At 66.7% G+C, this 22,276-nt stretch carries 12 protein-coding genes, 1 tRNA gene and 1 pseudogene; 12 read left to right on the top strand and 2 right to left on the bottom strand.

All coding sequences use genetic code 11. The annotated features are described in order from the left end of the window. Positions 1–154: 154 nt before the first annotated feature. Positions 155–619: a GatB/YqeY domain-containing protein gene (locus tag AB0J21_RS11120; protein WP_363145573.1), complete on the bottom strand. Its 465-nt coding sequence runs from the start codon at positions 617–619 to the stop codon at positions 155–157. 126 nt (positions 620–745) lie between these two features. Here AB0J21_RS11120 and AB0J21_RS11115 point away from each other — a divergent pair, with 126 nt between their 5' ends. The 9 genes and pseudogenes from AB0J21_RS11115 to AB0J21_RS11075 all read left to right on the top strand — a co-directional run bounded on the left by AB0J21_RS11115 (position 746) and on the right by AB0J21_RS11075 (position 13,574). After that, a complete protein-coding gene (locus tag AB0J21_RS11115; RefSeq protein ID WP_363145572.1) occupies positions 746–1,687 on the top strand; it encodes a metallophosphoesterase in 942 nt (313 codons plus the stop codon). A gap of 368 nt (positions 1,688–2,055) precedes the next feature. After that, positions 2,056–4,494 (top strand): P-loop NTPase fold protein, encoded by a 2,439-nt coding sequence (locus tag AB0J21_RS11110; RefSeq protein WP_363145571.1) that lies wholly within the window; start codon positions 2,056–2,058, stop codon positions 4,492–4,494. 234 nt (positions 4,495–4,728) lie between these two features. Next, positions 4,729–5,331, top strand: coding sequence for a Pr6Pr family membrane protein (locus AB0J21_RS11105; RefSeq protein WP_363145570.1), 603 nt, complete (start codon positions 4,729–4,731; stop codon positions 5,329–5,331). 91 nt (positions 5,332–5,422) lie between these two features. After that, a tRNA-Pro gene (locus AB0J21_RS11100) sits at positions 5,423–5,496 on the top strand. A gap of 311 nt (positions 5,497–5,807) precedes the next feature. After that, positions 5,808–7,397, top strand: coding sequence for an endonuclease NucS domain-containing protein (locus AB0J21_RS11095; RefSeq protein WP_363145569.1), 1,590 nt, complete (start codon positions 5,808–5,810; stop codon positions 7,395–7,397). Between the two features lie 179 nt (positions 7,398–7,576). After that, a protein-coding gene (locus AB0J21_RS11090) for an IS3 family transposase (protein WP_363145568.1) occupies positions 7,577–8,781 on the top strand; the annotation gives its coding sequence in 2 pieces (ribosomal slippage) (positions 7,577–7,868 and positions 7,868–8,781; 1,206 coding nt in all). 37 nt (positions 8,782–8,818) lie between these two features. Continuing rightward, positions 8,819–9,019: pseudogene (locus AB0J21_RS11085) on the top strand (GNAT family N-acetyltransferase); the annotation flags it as partial. A 272-nt stretch (positions 9,020–9,291) separates the two neighbouring features. Beyond that, on the top strand, positions 9,292–10,353 hold the full coding sequence (locus AB0J21_RS11080; RefSeq protein WP_363145567.1) for a hypothetical protein: 1,062 nt from the start codon (positions 9,292–9,294) through the stop codon (positions 10,351–10,353). A gap of 203 nt (positions 10,354–10,556) precedes the next feature. Continuing rightward, entirely contained in the window at positions 10,557–13,574 is a 3,018-nt protein-coding gene (locus AB0J21_RS11075) for a hypothetical protein (RefSeq protein ID WP_363145566.1), read from the top strand. Positions 13,575–13,871: 297 nt separating this feature from the next. On the opposite strand, the gene AB0J21_RS11070 is transcribed toward AB0J21_RS11075, so the two are convergent. After that, a complete protein-coding gene (locus tag AB0J21_RS11070; RefSeq protein ID WP_363145565.1) occupies positions 13,872–14,018 on the bottom strand; it encodes a hypothetical protein in 147 nt (48 codons plus the stop codon). Positions 14,019–14,205: 187 nt separating this feature from the next. Between AB0J21_RS11070 and AB0J21_RS11065 the strand changes: the two genes are divergently transcribed. From AB0J21_RS11065 to AB0J21_RS11055, 3 genes are all read left to right on the top strand, one after another. Continuing rightward, positions 14,206–16,686 (top strand): hypothetical protein, encoded by a 2,481-nt coding sequence (locus AB0J21_RS11065; RefSeq protein WP_363145564.1) that lies wholly within the window; start codon positions 14,206–14,208, stop codon positions 16,684–16,686. A gap of 186 nt (positions 16,687–16,872) precedes the next feature. After that, complete coding sequence (locus AB0J21_RS11060; RefSeq protein ID WP_363145563.1) at positions 16,873–17,460, top strand: hypothetical protein; 588 nt, start codon at positions 16,873–16,875, stop codon at positions 17,458–17,460. 565 nt (positions 17,461–18,025) lie between these two features. After that, positions 18,026–22,039 (top strand): WD40 repeat domain-containing protein, encoded by a 4,014-nt coding sequence (locus AB0J21_RS11055; protein WP_363145562.1) that lies wholly within the window; start codon positions 18,026–18,028, stop codon positions 22,037–22,039. Positions 22,040–22,276 lie beyond the last annotated feature (237 nt).

The following is a 22,276-nucleotide window of genomic DNA, read 5'->3' as shown; positions in this document are numbered from 1 at the left end:
GCCGACCGCCGCCCTCCCCGGCCCACCATGCCCCCTGGCCGCGGGGGGGCCCCCCCCTGCTCCCCCCCGCGGGGCGCCCCCCTTCCCCATGACTACCGACTGCTTACCGGGCTGCTCGCCGGGCTGCTTACGGGGCAGCTCACCGGGCGACTGCTCACTGGGCGAGGGCCTGCTTGACGGCGGCGGCGACGCGGCCGCCCTCCGCGAGCCCCTTCACCTTCGGGTTCACGATCTTCATGACCTGCCCCATGGCGCGCGGCCCCTCGGCGCCGGCGGCACGCGCCTCCTCGACGGCCTGGGCGACGATCCCCGCCAGCTCCTCGTCGCCGAGCTGCTTGGGCAGGTAGTGCGCGAGCACCTCGCCCTCGGCACGCTCCCGCGCGGCCTGCTCCCCGCGACCGCCCTGCTCGAAGGCGTCGGCGGCCTCACGACGCTTCTTCGCCTCCTTGGCGATCACCTGGAGCACCTCCTCGTCGGACAGCTCACGCGCCGCCGTACCGGAGACCTCTTCCTTGGTGATCGCGGTGAGGGTCAGCCGGAGGGTGGCGGAACGCAGCTCGTCCCGCTTCCGGATGGCGGCCGTGAGGTCTTCGCGCAGAGTGTCCTTGAGCGTGGTCATGACGCCAGTGTCTCAGGTGGGAGGGCCGATCGCCCCGTGGATTTCCGCTGCACGGAAGGGCCGTTGCCCGGCTTCCCGCGGCTCCCTGCCGGTCCGTACGCCCCCGGGGTCTGACACGATGGCGCCATGCGCGCGCGATACGGAGTACCCCTGGGCATCACGGCGGGAATCGGGGCGACGGCGGCGGCCGGCCTCGTGTACGCGGCAGGTTTCGAGGTGCGGTCGTTCCGGCTGCGCCGGGTGACGATCCCCGTACTGCCGGCCGGGATGCGCCCCCTGCGCGTCCTCCAGGTCTCGGACATCCACATGGTGAGCGGCCAGAACAAGAAGCGCCGCTGGCTCCAGTCGCTGGCCGCGCTGCGCCCCGACTTCGTGATCAACACCGGGGACAACCTGTCGGACCCGGAGGGCGTCCCGGAAGCCCTGGACGCGCTGGGCCCGCTGATGGAGTTCCCCGGCGCGTACGTCTTCGGCTCGAACGACTACTACGGCCCCAAACTCCGCAACCCCGCCCGCTACTTGATGGAGAAGGCTCGGGGCGCCCACGGCCTGAACGGCAACGCGCCCGCCCAGAACGTCGTGCACAACCCGTGGGAGGGACTGCGGGACGGCTTCGACGCGGCGGGCTGGCTGAACCTGACCAACACCCGGGGCACCCTGAAGATCGACGGCCACGCGATCGCCCTGACCGGCCTCGACGACCCGCACATCAAACGGGACCGGTACGCGAGGGTCGCGGGCGGCCCCGACACCTCCGCGGACTTCTCGATGGCCGTCGTCCACGCCCCGTACCTGCGCACCCTGGACGCCTTCACGACGGACGGCTACCCGCTGATCCTCGCGGGCCACACACACGGCGGCCAGCTCTGCATCCCCTTCTACGGCGCCCTCGTCACCAACTGCGACCTGGACACGGACCGCGTGAAGGGCCTGTCGACCCACACGGAGAACGGCAACACCTCCTACCTCCACGTATCAGCGGGCTGCGGCACCAACCGCTACACCCCGGTCCGCTTCGCCTGCCCCCCGGAGGCGACGCTGCTGACCCTGGTGGCGAAGGAGGGGTAGGGGGTGTCAACACCGGGACAACGCAAGAGGGGAACGAGGCGGCTAACGGCCCGCGGCTGTTACAGCAATTCGGCAATGGACCGAATCGGCAGGACGCTCCAGGGTCAGATGGGCTCGGGGAATCGGTGACTGCCGACGGCCGCTGGGGCCGCGACCTGCACGTGGAAGCACATTGGCCCAGGCCCACGAAGCGCTCCCCGCTGTTCGCCGAGACGGCTGAGAGGGATAAGCCGTACCGACACGAGACCGGGACGGACGAGGCCATGGCTCAGAAGCGGCGGAGGAAGTCGCTCGTGGTCAGGGGTGTGCCCTCCGCCTCGGCGAGCTTCACGTAGGCAGAGATCTGAGCGGCGAGGAGTAGCCACACCATGCGAGTTCTGGCGCAGCCGGCCCGGCGTTCCGACCGGACGGTCGAGCAGCATTTCCAAGACACGATCGTGCGTCCAGTGGACTTCAATCGCCATACTGACCTGTTGGACGCTTCCACGCACGAGGCTCTGCAGCGACTGTTTCCCAGCGGCACGGCGCAGATGTGGGGCGTCATGCCGGGCAAGAACGGATCGAACCTCCCCGAGATCCGCAAGATGTCACCCGGGGACTGGGTGTTCTTCAGCGGGGACAAACACCTCTATCTTGGGGGTACCGTAGCCCTGGCCTGGCGAAATCCACGGCTCGCCGCACGCCTGTGGGGAACCGACGGTTCGGACACCTGGGAGTACATGTACGCCCTCTCCGGCACCAAAGACTTCGATATTCCCATCGATGAACTCCGTGAACTCCTCGGGTGGAAGCCGAATCGCAATATCATGCGCTTCCAGGCATTCGCTGAGGGCGAGTCGGGGATACTCCAGGAGCGCTACTCCCTCAGCCCTGTCATGTCGGTCGGACCTGTCGCTGAAGAAACGTCCCTGCTACCAGGACTACACAGTGACTCAGCCAGTCGAGTCGATCTTCTCGACAATGGATCAGACGTGGACATGCTGGCGAAGCTGGCTATGGCGAGGATCACTAGCCCCCCGCTGGCCATTGCCCTGCTGGGCGAATGGGGCGCCGGTAAGTCCAGTTTCATCGACCAGATGAGCCGTAGAGTGGACGAACTGGCCGTGACGCCTGCCGGGAGCCCGGCAGGAACCGGAGCGTTCAGCACCACCGTTCACCAAGTCCACTTCAATGCGTGGCACTACAGCGACGACAACGTCTGGCCAGGACTGGCGGAGCGCCTGTTCGAGATACTCGCGCCCGAACCGGAGCCGGAGCCGGAAACTCCCGCCAGCCAGCCATCTGCGGAACGCGAGCGTCGTGCCGCGCAGTTGTCACACCTGGAGACCGAACAACGAGAGCTTGACGCTGAACTGGACCGCGCCGAGAAGAATCGCCCCAGGGGCTTCCTGGGCTCCCTCAGATCGCCCGTCGAGGGCGCGCGTTTGCTGTATACCGCAGTCCGGCTCGGCACGCGGGACATCACCCACGGCTGGCTCCATCTCGTGGGGTGGCTCGCGCTCATCGGAGGCACGCTGCTCACCTGCCTCTGGTTGTCCTCATTGCCCACGGCGCTCCTCGCGACTTCGGCGGCGGTGATCGCTGGGCCGGCCATGTCGTTCTGGGGTGTGCTACGCCGCTGTCACTCCAAAGGATTGTCGTTGACGAACGCGATTCGCAGTTCACTGGAGAAACGGCAACAGGCAGTACGCGACGAGATCACCGCTTCCCGGGCTCGGCTCGCAGAGATAGACGCCGCAGTCCGCTTGTCCGACTTCCTCACAGAACGCGGCGCGAGCTACGAGAAGGCTCGTGGCCTATTGGGGTCTGTCCACCGGGACTTGTCAGATCTGGACAAGAAACTCAGAGCCGCCCACGCGGAGTGGGCTGGATCCGGATCCAACCAGAAGCCCCCTCTGGAGCGGATCATCTTGTACATCGACGACCTTGACAGGTGCGCCCCGTCACGCGTGGTCGAGGTACTCGCCGCCGTTCACCTGATGCTCGCGCTGCCACTGTTCGTCGTGGTTGTGGCGGTTGATCCTCGATGGCTTCTCAGGTCGCTCGAACATCATTACAGCGAACTGTTCAGCGTCTCAGACCGTTCGCCGCACACCACGGACACACTTGGAACCGCTACCCCCCTCGACTACCTCGACAAGATCTTCCAGATTCCATTCGTCGTGCCACCCGTCACACCGGAGAAGACCGCAAGACTTATTACAGCTCTGCTTGAAGCGCCCGAGGCCACCAGCCTTCCCGGCCCTGTGGGCGTCGATCAGCTCGACGACGCCGGCCGAGAGGAAGATCCGGCGGATCCGCCCGCTTCTCAGGATGAGTCGGCCCCGACGCGAGATGAGACGGAGGCCCACCGCGAAGACCCGGTGCAACTGCGGCTCCTGCCGCAGGAGGTCAGGTTCATGTCCCGGGTGGGCAGCCTCACACAGACGCCAAGAGCAGCCAAGAAGCTGGTCAACCTCTATCGGCTCGTGCGCATCGGCGTCCCTGGTGGTGATCTTGTGCGCTTCGAAGGCTCTGCTGACGCTCCAGGGGAGCATCAGGTGGTCCAGACTCTCCTGGCCCTTCTGGTAGGGGACCCACATCACGCCGTAGGCGTGTTCCGCGCTGTAATGGCGGCATCACCAAACAGCAAGATCACGGACGTCCTGAACGGAATGCCGCCCAGCGAACCAGCAGGGCCGCGCATTGCTGAACTGATCGATCAGATCAACGCCGATACACCGACGATCACGGATACCGCGATCTACCAGGCGTGGTGCCCCAGACTCGCGAGATTCTCCTTCTACACCCGCAACCTCGCCGGCTGATTCCCGCCCTCGGTGCGTTCAGGCTCCGGCCCGGCGTTCCGCAGCCGGGAGAACCATTGGCTTCACGGGAGACCGGTTGCCGTGGTGCCTGTTGTCCGCGGTGCCTCATCGAGTGGGGGAACAGCGACCCGCCAGCCGTTCGGCGCACGGGCCACAGCAGGCATGGCCTTCTGAGCGGCTCATGAGCCAGGAGCGTCCTTTCACCTCTGGAGCTCACTGCCTACGGTGGACCGCATGGTCGCCCCCTATCCCACCCGAGTCCCCGTGGAAGCGGTGGCCCCGCCGGTACGCCGGCCGGTCGTCGCGACCTGCCGAGCGCTGCTCGCGGCGGCAGCGGCCGCAGGAGTGGCCCTCGCCGTGGCGACGGGCCCGCCCCTGGAAGCGCTGAGCCGCCTCACGGTCCAGAGCAACATCCTCCTGGCCCTGGTCACAGCGGTCTCGGCAGCCCGCGCCTGGCGCCCCCGCCGTCCCGTACGCCCCCCGCTCACGGGCGCGGCCCTCCTCTACGTCCTCCTCGCGGCGATCACCTCGTGGGCGGCGACCGGCCCGTCCCTCTCCCTCCTGGCGACGGCCACCCCCCTGGCCGCCCTCCTCGACTGGCTCCTGTTCACCCGCCCCCGCACCCTGCGCGTCCGCATGACCCCGGCCTGGCTCCTCTACCCCGCGGCCTACCTGGCCTTCACCCTGCTCAAACCGGGCCGCCACCTCTACCCGTACCTGAACCCGGACACCCTCCCCACCACGACCCTGGCCGGCCACTCCGCCCTCCTGGCGGCGACGACAACGGCCCTGGCACTGCTCCTGACGGCCACGGACCACCTCCGCCCCACCCTCTGAGAAACCGGATTTCGTCTACGGCCGCCGGTCCGCTAAAGTAATCGATGTCGCCACGACGGAATCACCTCCGAGTGACCCGCCAGGCAGACATCGGGGTGTAGCGCAGCTTGGCAGCGCGCTTCGTTCGGGACGAAGAGGTCGTGGGTTCAAATCCCGCCACCCCGACAGAGAAACACCAGGTCAAGGGCCTGATCCTCACCGAGGATCAGGCCCTTCCTGCGTCTCTGGAGATCGTTTGGGAGAAATCTGGGAGAAGATCTTGGTCGGGGTCTCCCAGCAGGTGATCGTCGAGCAGTGGCAACATGCCTCGGCTGCGCCGACCCACACCTGCACGTTCGCGAACGACCAGTCGTCGACTCGACCGCGAACGTACCTCATCCGCGCCTGATGGCTCCGCCGTGCCGGCGGATCGGCCGAATGGTGAGCTCCCGCCGCCTTGGGGTCCATGTCAGCCCGCACCACTACTGTCTTCGTTCATGACCGCGCTACTCGAACGTGAGCTCCGGGACCTCTTGGCGGAGCAGCTAGACGTTCTCGAACCAGGACTGACCCTCGTCCGATGCGAGTTTGCGCTGAGCGACCCGCCGCTCCGTACGAGGGGCTGGATCGACATCCTTGCTCGTGACCGACACGGTCTGTGGGTGATCATCGAGTTGAAGCGTGCTACTTCCACGTCCCGTGAGGCGTTGCACGAGGTCGCAAAGTACGCAGAGCTTCTCCAGCGCGACAAGCAGGTCGCGCCTGACCGCATCCGCGCCCTCATCGTGTCGACCGACTGGCGCGAACTACTCGTCCCGGTGAGCAACATGGCCCGTGACTGGAGCCATGATCTTCGCGGTTACGAACTCCAGGTGCATGACGATGGGACGCTCAGCGCTGAGCGCGTCGCGATGCTTCCACTGTCCCCTGAGCAGTACATCACACCGGTGCACGGCATCTACCTCTACGCGAGCCCCCAAGACCGAGACCGCGGATGGAAACACATACGTCAGATCGCTGCGGAGATCGGCGCGCCCAACCTTCTTGCTGCCGACTTTGAACGCATCAGCGCCAAAGACAGCGTCATCGCGCACTACGGCCTGTACCTGGGTGTCGGCACCGTGGAGTGGGGCAGCACGCTGTCGGACTCTCCGGAAGTAGACGGGTACGGTGCGGAGCACCCGGCCGAGCACGAGGCGCTGTGCGAAATCAACGCGCGCGTTCGATGCATCAAAGTCGAGTCGGCTTACCCGGGAGTGCTGGGCACCCTCCTAGGCAATTCCGATTGGGAGATCACCGGGTATCGGGGCACCGGAGTGTTCGCCCTGGGTAACGGGGCATATGAGGAACGCGACTGGCTGCAGATGCTGGCTGGCCATGATCGCGGGGACGGGCAATTCAAGTACATCGGCTCTGCCAACCCCCGGATCACCAGTCGGTGGCACTCTTTTGTAGATCAGGCCATGACCAGCCTCGGTGGCAACCCCGAGTGGGAGATGCTCGTCCGGGCGTGGCTGGAGCGAGTTGCCGAGCAACCAGGCGACATCGACGTCGTCCTGTGGATCTACAACCCCTGCGACCTGATTCAGACCGTCATCTATGGATGGCCGGATGAGCTCACCCTGTGGGAACCACGCATCAAAGCCGTCGCCCGCTTCCCTGACGGCAGTCGCTCCGTCGCCGAGGGCAGGCTGTGTGCGAACAGCACCGGGGGTGCGCCAGGCTTTCACCACTACGTCCACGAGGTGTACCGCGATCTGGGGAGCTGGATGGCAACTCGACACGGCGGCACCACCTGGATGACTGATCTGGATCTTGTTCGCCGCCTCGGGCTGCGCTACATGATGTTTGAGATCATCAGCGACCGCCCCGGGCCGCCAGCCCCAGAGGACGAACGCGGACTCTGGCTGGTCGAGGACGGGCAGGCGACCCGATACTCATCCCACGCCCCGGAGTTCGTCATGGCCTGGCAGCTCAACACCTACGGGGGAAAGCTCGTGACCCTTCGAGATTTCCTCACGACGTACCGCCATGAGGTCAACACGCTCCGCATCGAATTTCTCGGCGGTGCAGACGGGAGGCGCTGACTTCACGGGATCACACCTCTCAGATACTCGGTTCACGTGTCTGGCCGGCGGCCTCCACAGTGTGGCCACGTCGAGACATTTGACGGGTTCCGATGGACGAACAGGACAGCGGGGGGCCTTGACCCCTGATGTTGGACACACGAGACACTGGATCCTGAGGATCTGAGAACGGACATCTCGTGGTCATGAAGAACTACCCGCCACAGTTCAAGGCGGACGCGGTCGCGCTGTACGAGTCGCGGCCGGAAGCGACGATCAGGTCGGTCGCCGCCGATCTGGGGATCAACCCGGAGACCCTGCGGAACTGGGTGAGGGCAGCCGGGGTGAGCCGTCCCCGGGGACGGCGGACGCAGGAACCGTCCCAGCCGCCGGCCCCGCTGGAGGCCGAGAACGCCGCCCTGCGGAAGAAGGTCCGCGAGCTGGAGGAGGAACGCGAGATTCTTCGGAAAGCGGCGAAGTATTTCGCCGGGGAGACGCGCTGGTGAACCGCTTCCAGTGTGTCGCCGACCTCCAGCGCCGTTACGGCGTGAAGCGGCTCTGCGGCATCCTCGGCGTGAGCCGCTCGAGCTTCTACTACTGGCGCCGGACAGCTGCCGACCGGGCCGCCCGGCAGGTGGCCGACGCCCGCCTGGCGGCCCGGATACGGGCGGTGCACCAGGAATCGGACGGCACCTACGGAGCCCCGAGGATCACCGCCGAGCTCCGCGAGGAGAACGGTGAGGCGGTCAACCACAAGCGCGTCGCCAGGATCATGCGGACGTTCGGGATCGAAGGGGTCCGGTTGCGCCGCCGGCATCGCACCACCGTCCCTGACCCGGCAGCGGCCAAGGCCCCGGACCTGATCGGCCGCGACTTCACCGCGGACAGGCCGAACACGAAGTACGTCGGCGACATCACCTACCTGCCCATCGAGGGCGGGAAGTTCTGCTACCTGGCGACCGTCATCGACCTCGCCTCACGCCGACTGGCCGGCTGGGCGATCGCCGGCCACATGCGCGCGGACCTCGTCACCGACGCCCTGGCCGCGGCGATCCGAACCCGCGGCAGTCTCGCCGGATCGATCATGCACACTGACCACGGAGCTCAGTACACGAGCAGGGTTTTCGCCGAAGCCTGCAGGTCAGCAGGAGTGCGGCAGAGCATGAGCGCGGTCGGGTCCAGCGCGGACAACGCACTCGCCGAGTCCTTCAACGCGACCTTCAAACGCGAGACCCTGCAAGGACGAAAGAGCTGGCCAGGCGAACGTGAGGCCCGACTCGACGCCTTCCGATGGCTCCACCGCTACAACACCCGACGCCGACACTCCCACCTCGGACAACGATCACCGATCGCCTTCGAGAACGCCCTCCACCGCACACCAACTACGCTGACACAAGCCGCATAACCCGTGTTCAGGACTCGGGGTCAAGGCCCTCGGACGCAACTTGATGACGGCATTCCTCACCTGGGCCAAAGACGCACCCATCCGCCTGTGGGTTACTGCCTACAACGAGCGGGCCATCAACTTCTACCAGCACTACGGGTTCGAAGACACCGGCGAGCGGCACCTGTGGCGAGACAAGCTGCCGAACCTCCGCATGGCCCGGACCGGCTCGCCAGAACAACGAGAAGACCAGCCCTGATCGGCTTTACTCCGGCGCTTGAGCACGCGAAGCGATCAACATCTTCACGTCTACCCACCGCAGGATGGAAAGGGATCACTGAGTGAATCAGGCCCCTGAGTGGTTTCCGGGGTCTCCCTGGGAACCATTTGGGAGCCGACTTCGGGATCCGGCTCCCCACCAAGCCGCCTGACGACGACCTCGCCAGCAACGGATGCTTCGGCCGGAAGCACGGACTTGCTGTCAGTGCCCCCGTCTAGCCTTGAACCACCACCGCCCCATAGGAGACCGGATTGGCCGGGTTCAAGATCGACAAGCGCGTGATCGCGAAGATGCAGAAAGAGATCGTCAAGGAGTTCGAGCGGGCGAACCGCAAGCATCCCGTCCGCATCCCTATCGAGGTCGAGCCCCCTTCCATGGGTGTGCTCACCCTCGCGAGTGCCAGCGGCCTCGAAAGCGACCCTCAGCTGTCCCGCTTGCTGCTCTGGCTGTACGAGTCGGTCCAGCAGAATCCGAGCCACTACGTAGACGTGCGGGACTTCGCGCGGGGCGAAGGGCTGCCGGGAGACGACAGCGACAACATGGCGCTGCAGCTTGAAAAGCTCGGGCTCGTCCAGATCGCACGGAGCCTCGCCGGCGGGCTCTCCGAGGTGTTCCCCACCGACGACGGATTGCTGGAGGCGCTCCGTCTGCTCGCTCTGCGCACCAACGTAGTTGAACGCTTCGGGCACGCCTGCGATGTGTTGTTGCGCTGGGTCCTACGCGTGGGCGGGAGGCAAACCTCTGTTCCAGCGCTGGCATTCTTGGAAGACCCACTGTGCAGCTTCGCCGGGGATCCCCTGACCGAGGATGAAGTTCTCAGCGCGCTCGACTACCTGCGCGAGCACGCTCTTGTGGAACGAGTGGTCACAGATGCCGAGGTCGCAATCCTGATCACAGCACAAGGCACCCGATGCGTACTCGCTGGAGGCACCGTGAATGACTTTCTGAGCCGTCAACCGACCGGCGACACCTACAACATCACTGACTCCCACGGCTTCGTTGCTGGCTCCCAGCAGCACGTCGTACAGAACAATTCCTTCGGCCTGGACGCATCCAAACTCGCGGAGTTCGCCCAGCAGGTACGGCAGTTCGCGCCGAGCTTGGGGGCCTCCACTGAGCAGCAGAGCCAGCTGATTCTGGACGCAGAGGTCCTGGAAGAGGCTGCCACCACTGGTGTGCCTGAACCGGGACGTATACGGGCCGCATTTGATCGACTGAACGCAACCCTCACCGCGATCGGTACGGCTACCCCTGGCCTGACCATGCTCGTCGGGGCAGGGCAGAGCGCATACCAAGCAGTGTTTGGCGCCTGAATTGCCTGGAGCCAGCCGTCGAGGCTGGCTCCAGGTATCACTCTCAGTGATTGACTCCAGGCGGGCGCTGAGAGGACTGTCGAGCGCGCCCTTCCGTGCTTGGTCAGGCTGGTCATGAGGCCCCGGCAGCGACGGAACCATCCACAGCAGCCACCACGTTGATCACGGCAAGAAGACTTGAGCACTGAGACGAAGGCGGCGGCATGGCGGAGCGTGGAGGGCAGGCTGCTGCCTTCGGGTTTCAGTACCAGTATCTGGTCACCTTGGAGGGGTTGCTGGCTGCTGCCGAGGGGCTCCAACCTGGCGTATACGCCGCGGTCATCGAACCGACTGAGACCGACGCACAGGGAGTGGACGACCCGGACGCCATCGACTTCGATCTGGTAGATGGCGACCGGTCCCCCGTGCTGGCCGCGCAAGTGAAATCAGGAGGACCGGGTACCGAGCTGTCTGCTCCGGCTGCTTTCGCTGTGCTGATGCGGATGATCAAGGCCAGACCAAGCGCCAAGGCTTACAGCTTGATCACCAATATGAGACTGCACTCCAAGGCAGTTCAGTTGAACCGGGTTCTGTGCCTCACCGATCCCGATGAGCTCCAACAGGAGCTGACCGCGCTCCTGGAGCGGAGCTCAAAACAGCAAGAAAACGCCAAGGGTCTTAACCATGACGAGCTGTTGCGGTTGCATCGCGCCCGCATCGTGCGGGATACCCGCGAGCCACATGAGCTGCGCGAGCAACTAAGGGAACGCATCAGGAAATTCCGTTCGCAGCAGCGCAGCGGCCTAGGACTTCGCTCGGCAGGACGCATGACCAATCACCTGGTCTCGGAGATCTTCCGTAGAGCCTGTGGCGAGTTCGATGGAGTGCTCACCTTGGCGGACTTCCGTTTCGAACTTTTGACAGAGGCGGCTCACCTCGCCCATGACCTTGGCGGCTTCGACTGGGGCATCATGGTGGGCCCCGTCCCGTCGCCGCCGGATCTCCCAAGGCCCGACCTGTTGGCGCACATTCACCAGGCACTCACGGAAGCACCCGAGGATCGAGTGGTGCGGGCCTGCGTACTGCTGGGATTGTCCGGTATCGGAAAGACTAGTGCAGCAGCTGCGTATGCCCACGACGTCGCGGACTCCTACGACCACATCTTCTGGATTGATGCGGAGAGCGACGCCAGCCTGGCCGCCTCCTATCACGTCTTGCATGACTGGCTCGCCCCGCAGCAAGCGCAGGCGAACATGGACTCTTCTGCCCTACGCCACCGCGTACACGCGCTCCTGAGTGCCTTCCCAGGCCGCTGGCTTATGGTCGTCGATAACGCCTCGGACCGTCGCCGTCTACTTCCGTGGCTGCCCACCAGCGGGCGTGGGCATCTGATCATTACGTCCACCAACCAGAGCAGTTGGGCCACCCACCCCCGACGAGTACCCATCACTCACCTCACCACCGACCAGGCCGTGTCGCTGATCCGCCTGCGTCTATCCGACGACGGCTCCGTCTGGGACAAGGTGAGCGAACAGGCAGCAGCCGAGCTTGCGCAGAACCTGGAGTACTGGCCTCTAGCCATCGAGTTGGCCTGTGGCTACCTGGCCAGTTGCGGGCTCGGCCTTGCGGAGGTACCTCGCTATCTGAAACTCATCCGCGATCGTGCCTTGGACGACGAGCAGTCTGTCCCGCCTGGGTATCCGCGCACGCTCGTCGCGGCAATCCGGGTAGCCCTGCAACGAATCGGCCGCGCCACGAGAGGCGTTCGACAGCAGGACATATCGAACGCGGCAATCGCGTCGATCAGCACCGCCTCTTACCTGGCCTCTCGCCAGATTCCGCTCCAGCTCCTGGTCGCCGCAGCCGTGGTGCCCAAGGAGTCCGTCATGCGCAGTGGCCTGAAGGGGCCGCTGATCATGGTGGAATCGAGCCAGAATCCTCTCAGCGTCCTGGAGATCCACCGTGCCTTGCGGACCGAGTCCCTCGTGCAGCGGGGTGAGCCACTCAGCTCAGGCGGGCCTCACCGGCAGGCGAAGTCGGAGCATCCTGACGAGCTCGACGAGACGATCAGCATCAACGAGATCGTGCAGCACGTAGTACGGGCCACCTTGGAAGGCTCCAGCAGCGTGGAGCCGATTCTGAGCCGCGCCGCCTTTCACACACAGGGCTGGCTTGCTGAGTTCATCGATGATGAGGATGAGCACCGCATGCATCGGCTGGTTCCACACGCACAGAGCATCGCCGGCCATGCCCTGCGGCTCGGGATCAGCTCCGACGACCTTGCAGTCCTTTACGGCAACCTCGGCGGCGCCTACTTCCGCATCGGGAGTCTGGCAGCAGCACGATCCTGCTTCGAATCAGAGCTCAATGTCATCAGGGCCCGCACCGCTCCGGCACCCGCACTTGAGATCAAGACGCTGTTTCCGCTCGTTGCCGTGATGCGGGAGCAGGGCGCGCCGCTGGACCACTTGTTCCCGCATCTGAAGCGCATCTACGGGCTAGCTCTACAACTCGCTGGCTCCCGTCCAACCGATGCAGCCAACGCGGTCGCCAACGTCCTGACAACACTCCGTACAGCAACGCATCGTGAGGTTCCAGGTGAAGCGGTCGTCCGCCTTATCGCCGACCTGCAAGCACTTGGCGCACGACTGCCGGATACAAACGTCTCCGAGATCCTTGCTGAAATCGGATATATCACGCAGGCATTGAGCGATAGAAGTGTTGATGACACCGAGATCGAGACTCGGTGTCGGGCGCTGTTGGACAATGCGCAATTGCCCATTGTCCAGCGGATCAACGTTGTTGCCCTTTTTGCGGAATCCCTAGCATTCCAGGGCCGCTGGACCGAGGTCGCCATCGAGCTCGCAACACTCGACGGCTACGCGACCACATCGAAGCTGAACCCTCAGTCAATCGCAACTGCTGTGCACAACGTCGGTCTGCAGGTCGGCATGGCCCTCGTCCAGAACGAGACCCATGCTATCCCTTCGCTATACAGGCTGACGGAGATCATCGCCCATGTCGACGAGGAGCACCTGGACAGAGCGGCTGACGGACCATTGAAGCTGCTGGTTCTCCGCCTCCTCAATGCTCTATATCGCAGTGACCGTACCGAGACCGAGGCACTCCTCACGGAGTTCGAAATGACAGATAAGTCCGTGCTCGACGCGGCACACGAAATTGGATGGCGGCTGGTCACGTTCCGTACCGTCGCGATGGCTACTGCGGCTCTCCCGGGCTGAAGAGGACGCAGGTGTAGTTGAGCGATGGGGTTTGCCCGCGTTTGTGGACATCTCTTGAGGGTCAGATCGTGGGATCTGGCATGGAGGTGTCGTGGTGGGTACAGCCCGGTATTCGGAAGAGTTCAAGCAGGACGCGATCAAGCTGGTAGCCTCCACCGGCCGCTCCATCAACTCTGGGCTTTGCCCGGTTCCTCCCACGCCCCATGATCACTGCTGGATGCAAGTCGACCGTCTTCTCCGGAGGGCAACCGCACTGCTGCAGCACGTCAAGGATCACCGCACCTGGCGCAAACTTGCTCACGCAACGTTGCGCACGATCGCGGCCCAGACGCCATCGCCGCCCAGCGTGGGAGAAATCTGGGAGATGATCTTCATCTGGAAGCCCGCCGAGACCACGCGAAAGCATTCGGGACCAAGCCCCTGACCAGCACTGATACCCATCATGGCTGTTCAGGATCTCGCCCGAACCTCATTCGGGACGAAGAGGTCGTGGGTTCAAATCCCGCCACCCCGACAGCTAAGTAGCAGAGCAGAGGGCCCTCACCGGATCGATGGGGGCCCTCTGGTGTTGTTGCGTGTCTAACTGCGTGACTACCGCTTTGGTCCCGGCCCCGTGCCGAAGAACCCGTCCATGGCCACCGCGCCAGCCTGGATCACCGGGCGGATCTGCTTCCGGTACACCTCCTCGGTCACGGCCGCGCTGGAATACCCGACCAACCTGGAAATCTCTTCGAGCAGGATGCCCCGGCCGGACAAGATCGAGACGAAAGACGTAACGTGTCTCCCGAGTGGTCCACTCGTGGGGAACCAGCTCGATGCCAACCCACCGAACAACCCGGAACCCGCCGCTCATCGAGAAGCGGAGCGGATCAGGACGGAACCACCGTCCCCTGAGGCAATCGAAGCCGTCGGGCAGGCGGCCACACTCCAGCGTGCGTTGATCAACCTGGGCGAGATGATCGGCACGAAGTACGTGTTCGAGCAGACGCTGGACGCCGACGCGCCTATCGACGCCGAATACTTGTCAGTGATCCGCAGGGTTTATGCCAAGCCCCGGTCTGAAGATACAGACCGGCCCTGCAGTCCCTTCGCCCAGGCCCTTGAGGTCCTGCGACCTTCAGGTTCCGCCCTAGTCATCAACCGCCCACCGAACAGCAGCAGGACCACGACTGCATACGCCCTTCTCGACCGGCTCGTTGAAGAAGGCTTGATCTCGGAAGTACGCCCACTCTCCTTCGGCGGCTCCCAGCACTTCCCCGCCCGCCGTCTGCCTCATGACCGCCGGTGCGGATTCCTGCTCGAACTCCCGCCAGACGAGGACGGATTCCAGGTAGCCGACACATTCGGTTCCGGCCTCGGAAAGCTCGGTGAGCGGCTGGCCCGACGAGACAACCGACTCATCGTCCTGACCCGACCGGAACAGTGGCGACGAATCAGCCACGGCGCACCGCCGAGCACTGCACTGGATCTGGGCGAGATCTACCCTCGCGACATCGCCACGCGCTGGCTGCTGGCCCAGGAGCCGTCGTTCCCCGTCCGTGCCTGGCTCGGCAACGCCGGCATACGCCGCCTCATCGACGGCATGACGCCCACGGACATCTTGAACGTCACTCCCCTCATGCTCGATGAGCACCGGGCAGCCGAGCGGCTCGCGGCCGATGACCTCTCGGACGTAGCCCGGGATTCGGCGCAGCAGGCTTCTGCCGAGCGGCGACGCTCCCTGGACGACCAGATCGCCAATGTCGTAGCCGTCCTCAGCAACTGGGAAGAGGCGCTCTACGAGTGGCACGAACCAGAAGGTCGCGTCCGGACCAGCTTCGAACGGAACTTCCTGCTGACCGCAGCTGTCCTGCGCGGTGACCCGGTAGGCCACGTGTACGCCAAGGCCGCGGAGTTGACCGACACGCTCGACAAACGCGACACGCCTGTCCCTGTCCACGGGCAACAGGCACCAGGCGTGATCGCCATGACCAAGGCCATCAAGGCGCGCCGCGAGGCGGACGGGACGCTCCGTTTCGACCGCCCCCACTGGGATGACGCCGCGATCGAGTACTTTTGGAACGACCGTCCACTGGCCCGCACCTCCTTCTTGAAGTGGCTCGCCCAAGTCCCCATCGATGACACAGGAACGAACAAGGAAGCCCTGGAGACCATCACCAAGGACGCCCGCCGTGCCCTGGCGGGCCGCATCGGCGAGTTCGCGCTGCGCTGGGCCGTGCGCCACCGCAGGCAGGAACCGTTGGAGGAGATCGTCACGGCGTGGTATGCCCATGGCGCAGATAAGGATCTGTGGCCCCTAGCCGTGGATTTGCTCGACAACGCGGCGATCCATGCCGCCAGCGCGCCATACGTACACACGCTGTTGCTGTCCTGGGCCAAGCGCAAGGACCCCGCCCTCCAGCGGGCGGTCGTCGAGGTCTGCACCGGGCAGTTCGGACGTCGGCACACCGGAAAGGCGCTGCGCCGTCTGAAGCGCGTGGCGAACAGCGGGCTGCCGGAGGTCGTGGGCAGTCTACGAGAGGCGATCCAGGTGCTTTGGGCGGACACATCCGTCCGGAAGACACTCTTCGGGTACGTCGTCGACTGGTGCGGTGACGAGAAGATCAGGGACACCGTGGGCCAGCGCACGTTCGCGGCTCTCGCCGCGTCATCCGCATGGGAATCCGGCCGTGTGCCGCTGGTGCTGCACAACGACACCACGCCGGACGCCGACGAGGACGAGGACTTCCGGCCGCCCGTCGCCGGCCTGGTCACCGGATGGCGCACTCTCCTGCGTCAGGCAACCGGACCGGCAGGGGACCGTGAAGTCGACCGCGCCATCTACCTGTGGCTCGACGCGGCCCTAGATCAGCCGCCGCTGCGATCACTCATCCTCGACACCCTCCGCCGGGCCGTGGACGTCCGCGGTCCAGAAGGTCCGACCCTGCGTGAAGCCCTCCGCACCTGCTCCCAGGTATGGGTCCAGGGCGAGAACCGTCCGTACTCACCCGACCGGGCACGCCTGAAGCAGGAACTCTCGTCCCTCCTCGACGCCGACCTCGCCAAGGTCCAGAAACGTCTGCTGACGGAAGGCCCCGAGGCCGACGAGACGGAGGAGTCCGAAGCCGCATGAAGCGCCGCACCGTTCCCGAAGAACCCCCCGAGCCGGGCGCCGCCACCTGGGTCTCTGCCTTCTCCGACCGGCCTCGCAGCGCGGACCCAACGCTCTGCCTGCGCAGATGTACGGGCGACCTGGCGCCGCCGCGACCACACCGACGTTCCCGTGGACCGGTACGCAGCCGGTCGACTCGTCAGAGCTGTGATCGACAAGGCGGCAGCCACCTGCGACGTCCTTCGCCCCGCAGCCGCCGAGCAGGACATCGGCACCGCGCTCGCCAAGGCCATGCCGATCGGCGGCGCGGGCGTGATCGTCGTGGACGCCACTGTGAGCATCGGTGTGGACGAACCAACCCGGGAGGCCGCGCTCGCCGCAGAACAGCTCCAGCAGAACCACCGCCGCCAGGAAGAGCTGCTGCGCCGCGAACTCGAACTGGATGAACTGGCCCGTCGCCAGGTCAAAGCACGCGAGGAATTCCTCCAGAACCACATCCTCGCCAACCCCGCCACCGCCCGGCTCTACACAGCTCTGGAAGGCGCGGCCGAGAACTGGCCCCGCCTGGGCGGACCGCCGACCGGTACGGATCTCGAAGAACTGGTTCGCACAGTCAGGCAGTGGCAGCCCGGACAGCAGTGGGTCGTTGTCGCTCAGGTGATCCACGATTTCGCCGGCAAGCTGACCCCCGAAGGCTGCAAGGAACTACTCGTCCTACTCGCTGGCACCGTAGGAGCATTCGGTGACGAGGACGCCGCCCGTGCCCTGACCGCCATCGCTGGCGAGTTCCAGTGAGGTTAATGCTCTTGCGCTGGCTTCTCGATCCGGTCACCAGCTTGCTGGCGGTGCGACTCCGTGCCCAGAAGAACCACGGACGTATGTCGTACGAGGCGGCTTGGCGGCTAGCCCGCGTCACTCGGCACCCTGACGAGATGGGGTATCGCCTGCACGGCCATCTCCCGGCGGGCTGACGAGCGGCCCCCCGTCGTCCGGTGCCGGTCCCTCCCCTCGTGCGGACCGGTACCGAACGACGTGGGCTGTTCCGCCTCGCGCTGCGTCGGCGTGGCGGCGCGGGGCAGGCGGGTTCCGGGGCCACTTCGCGTAGTGGGAGTGGCCCGGAGGAGAACGGCTGCACGAGGCGGTTCGGCAATGGCGCCAGCGCCGCCATGTACGGCCTCTCCGGGCGTGGGTGAAGATGGTTGCCCGGACGCAACGTGTTCGGTTCGCTACTGCGGACTGATCCTGTCATTCGCGTGGCCCGCGGAGGAGGCCGCCTCTTTATCCGGATGACATAAGTGCAGGTCAGACCTATAGGGTGAGTTTTCCGGTCCGGACACACAGGTGGGGCAGAGGGTGAGGGGTGGGGCAGTTGGGTTCCGACTCGGGGGCGCGGACGGCCTTCGCGGAACGTCTCGCCCTGCTGTACCAGGAAGCCGGCGACCCTCCCCTGAAGCGGGTGTCCGAGGCGGTCGTCCGTCTTCAGCGGGCCGACGAGCGGGGGCGCCCCGTGCGGGTGTCCGCGCAGCGGATCAGCGACTGGCGGCGGGCCAGGAACGTGCCGGCCCAGTTCGCCGCCCTGAGCGCGGTCCTGCACGTCCTGATACCCGAGGCCCGGCGCAGACGGCCGGTGCCGGTCTCCGCCGGGCTCTACGACATGTCCCACTGGCTCCTCCTGTGGGAGAGCGCGATCGCCGGTCCGGGGGAGCGCGCGGGGGCCGAGGAGGACGCGGAGCGGCGCCCGGCCGAGGCGTCGTCCGGGCCGGGCGTGTGCCCGTACCGGGGGCTGGCCTCGTATCGTCAGCAGGACGCCCAGTGGTTCTTCGGCCGGGAGCGCAGCACCGCGACCCTCATCGGCCTGCTGCGCACGGCGGAGGTGACGGGCGGGCTGGTCGTGCTCGTGGGCGCCTCGGGGGCGGGGAAGTCCTCTCTGCTGAACGCGGGCCTGGTGCCGGCCTTGCGGAAGGGTGAGCTGGGAGGGGAGGACGCCCGTGTCGGGCCGGTACTGCAACTCGTCCCCGGCAGCGACCCCCTCGCGGAGCTGACCGGGCACGTCCCCGAACTCGCTTCCGTCGCGGCGGGCGCGGCGGGCTCGGCCTTCCGCGCTTCGACTGCGCCGGAGTTCTCCCGGGCGGTGCGGCAGGCCGTCGCCCGGTGGGCTCGGCGGACGGCGGCGTCCGGGGCCCCGGCCCGCCCCGTCGTCATCGTGGACCAGTTCGAGGAGTTGTTCACGCTCTGCCCGGACGAGGCGGACCGGCAGACCTTCATCCGGGTTCTCGACGCCGTCAGCTCGCCCGCGGACGACGGGGAGCGGGCCGGCGCACTCGTGGTCGTCGGCGTCCGTGCCGACTTCTACGAGAAGTGCCTCGGGTATCCCGAACTGGCCCAGGCACTGCAACGCCGGCACACCGTGCTCGCCCCGCTGACCAGCGCGGACCTGCGCAAGGCGGTGACGGGCCCGGCCAAGGCCGTGGGGCTGGAACTCGAACCGGGCCTGGCGGAACTGATCGTCCGCGAAGTGACTGTCGACGGGCCGCGCGGGGCGCACGACGCGGGAGTGCTCCCGCTCCTCTCCCACGCCATGCTCGCCACCTGGCAGCGTCGCAGGTCGGGGCGGCTGACCCTGACCGGTTACCGCGCGGCGGGCGGTATCCAGGGGGCGGTCGCGGCCACCGCCGAGCGTGCGTGGTCCGCTCTCGACCCGGCGGCGCGCGTCGCCGCGAAGCAACTGCTCCTGCGGCTCGTACGGCTCGGCGAGGACACTCGGGCCACGCGCAGACGCGGGACGTGGCGCCAGCTCACGGAGGAGTCGACGGACCCCGCGAAAACGGAGCAGTCGCTCGAAGCCCTGGTGCGCGCTCGTCTGGTGACGCTCGACGCGGAGACCGTCGAGATCACGCACGAGGCACTGCTGCACGCCTGGCCACGTCTGCGCGGCTGGATCGACGAGGGGAAGAACGACCACCTGCTGCGCCAGCGGCTGGAGGAGGACGGCCGGGCCTGGGAGGAGTCCGCACGGGATGCCGCGCTGCTCTACCGGGGGTCCCGGCTGGACCACGCCCGGGCCTGGGTGAAGTCCGCCGACGACAACGGCCCGACCCGGATCGCGGCCGACTTCCTGGCGGCTTCCGCGAAGCTGCGGCAGCGCACGGTTCTGCTCAGGCGCGGCGCGGTGTCGGCGCTGGTCGTCCTCGCGATGCTCGCCGTGACCGCGGCGGTGGTCGCCTGGGAGCAGCGTAACGACGCCGTGTTCCAGCAGGTGGTCGCGGAAGCCGACCGGGCCGAGGACTCCGACCCGTCGCTGTCCGCTCAACTCGACCTGGTGGCGCACCGGTTGCGGCCGGACGACAAGGACACGAGGAACCGGCTGCTGTCCATCGTGAACGCCCCGCTGGCCTCCCCGCTCCTCGGTCACACCGGCGCCGTCTACCTCACCTCGTTCAGCCCCGACGGGCAGCTCCTGGCCACCGCCAGTTACGACCGGACCGTCCGGCTGTGGGACGTGTCGGACCCGGACCAGCCCCGGCCGCTGGGCAGACCACTGGCCGGTCACACGAGCTGGGTGAGCACCGCGGTCTTCAGCCCGGACGGCACCACGCTCGCCAGCGCCTCGGACGACGGCACGATCCGTCTGTGGGACGTACGGGACGCCGCGCGCCCCCGGCTGTTGGGCGCTCCCGTGACCGGGCACGGCGGTGCCATCTACCTGCTCGCCTTCAGCCCGGACGGGCGCACTCTCGCCTCCGCCAACGAAGACCACACCGTACGTCTGTGGAAGGTGGACGACCCGCGTCGGCCGAAGGCACTCGGCGCCCTGACCGGTCACACCGCGGCCGTACGGTCCGTGGCCTTCAGTCCCGACGGACGGACCCTGGCAGCGGGTGGCGACGACGGCACGATCCGGCTGTGGGACATGGCCGGTCCACGCCGTCCGCGGGCACTCGGCCGGGGGCTGACCGGCCACACCGGCACGGTGCACTCCGTCGCCTTCAGCCCCGACGGTCGTACGCTCGCCAGCGGCGGCACGGACCGTACCGTCCGCCTCTGGAACGTCGCCGACCCCCGTCGCGCGAAGTCGCTGGGCACGCCGCTCACCGGACACACCGGCCCGATATGGTCCGTGGCCTTCAACTCCGCCGGAACCATGCTCGCGGTCGGCAGCGCCGACAGTAAGGCCAGTCTGTGGAACGTCAGTGATCCGTCCCATCCCTCGCAGGTCGGTGAACCTCTCGCGGGCGGCAGCGGCGAGATGTACGCCATCGGTTTCAGCCCCGACGGCAGAACCCTCGCGACCGGCAGTGGTGACAACAAGGTCCGTCTGTGGTCGGTGCCGACGTCGGACGTGATCGGCCGCATCGGGGCGTTCCGTCCCGACGCGAAGGTGCTCGCGACGGCCGCCGGTGACGACAAGGTACGGCTGTGGAACGTGGAGCGCCCCGACCGGCCCACCGCCCTCGGCGATCCCTTCAACCCCGGCAAGGGAAGCGCGCGTTCGCTGACCTTCTCCCCCGACGGCCGCACCCTGGCCGTGCTGACGGGAACCCACGCGGTGCAACTGTGGAATGTGACGGCCCCGGGCCGGCCGGTGCCCTGCGGGCCACCGATCGCGCTGCGCACACGGTTCGCGGGCCCTCGCGCGCTCGCGTTCAGCCCGGACGGGCGGCGACTGGCCACCGCTCTCACCGACCGCACCGTGCAGCTGTGGGACGTCGGCGATCCGTCCCGGCCCCGCCCTGTCGGTCACCCGCTCACCGGCCACAAGGGCTATGTCAACGCCCTGGCCTTCAGCGCCGACGGACGGACCCTGGCGAGCGGCAGCGCGGACGGGACCGTCCGGCTCTGGAACGTGTCGGACCCGCGTCACGCCTCCCGGCTCGGCGCACCGCTCACCGGACACCTGGGGGCCGTCAACACCCTTGCCTACAGCCCGGACGGGCACACGCTGGCCAGCGGCAGTGACGACGGCACCGTCCGGCTCTGGGCCGTGAGCACACCTCGTCGGGCGGCCCGGCTGGGGCCGCCTCTGACCGGCCACACCGACGCGGTCGTGTCGTTGACGTTCAGCCCGGACGGCCGCAGCCTGGCAAGTGGCGGCAACGACAACTCCGTTCGCCTCTGGGACGTCTCACGCCCCTCCGCGGTGTCCGCCGTCGGCCAGTCGATGAGCCCCAACGCCAAGACGGGCAGTTTCCTGTCCTTCCGCCCGCACAGCAACATGCTCGGAGTGTCGAGCGGCACCGACACCGTCCGCCTGTGGAACCTCGACACCGACGCGGCGATCCACCGGATCTGCTCCGCCACCCGGGGCGTTCTGACCCGCGAGAAGTGGGACGAGCTGCTGCCCCGCCTCTCTTTCGACCCGCCTTGCGGCGAGTGACGGTCCAGCCCTTCCCTCTCATCGGGCAGGTCACGTGATACCAGTCACATCACGTCATCCGGACCGGGGGGACCTGCTGCAACACCTCGGCGGGCGAGTACCGTTGGCCATGGCCCGATCGCTGACGCATCCCCCGTCGTCAGCGATCGGGCCTTCTCCTGTTCCGGGCGCGGATTTCCGGTGCGGGTTTCCGGTGCGGGTTTCCGGTGCGGGTTTCCGGTGCGGGTTCCCGGTGCG

The organism is Streptomyces sp. NPDC049954 (assembly GCF_040656295.1).
Lineage (GTDB): Bacteria > Actinomycetota > Actinomycetes > Streptomycetales > Streptomycetaceae > Streptomyces.
This window is presented reverse-complemented; position numbering and strand designations above follow the sequence as displayed.

Excerpts from the sequence above, each read along its gene's own strand:
- AB0J21_RS11075 (WP_363145566.1), top strand. The coding sequence starts at position 10,557 with ATGGCGGAGCGTGGAGGGCAGGCTGCTGCCTTCGGGTTTCAGTACCAG.
- AB0J21_RS11110 (WP_363145571.1), top strand. The coding sequence starts at position 2,056 with ATGCGAGTTCTGGCGCAGCCGGCCCGGCGTTCCGACCGGACGGTCGAG.
- AB0J21_RS11105 (WP_363145570.1), top strand. The coding sequence starts at position 4,729 with ATGGTCGCCCCCTATCCCACCCGAGTCCCCGTGGAAGCGGTGGCCCCG.
- AB0J21_RS11115 (WP_363145572.1), top strand. The coding sequence starts at position 746 with ATGCGCGCGCGATACGGAGTACCCCTGGGCATCACGGCGGGAATCGGG.
- AB0J21_RS11120 (WP_363145573.1), bottom strand. The coding sequence starts at position 619 with ATGACCACGCTCAAGGACACTCTGCGCGAAGACCTCACGGCCGCCATC.
- AB0J21_RS11065 (WP_363145564.1), top strand. The coding sequence starts at position 14,206 with ATGGCCACCGCGCCAGCCTGGATCACCGGGCGGATCTGCTTCCGGTAC.
- AB0J21_RS11070 (WP_363145565.1), bottom strand. The coding sequence starts at position 14,018 with ATGATGGGTATCAGTGCTGGTCAGGGGCTTGGTCCCGAATGCTTTCGC.
- AB0J21_RS11095 (WP_363145569.1), top strand. The coding sequence starts at position 5,808 with ATGACCGCGCTACTCGAACGTGAGCTCCGGGACCTCTTGGCGGAGCAG.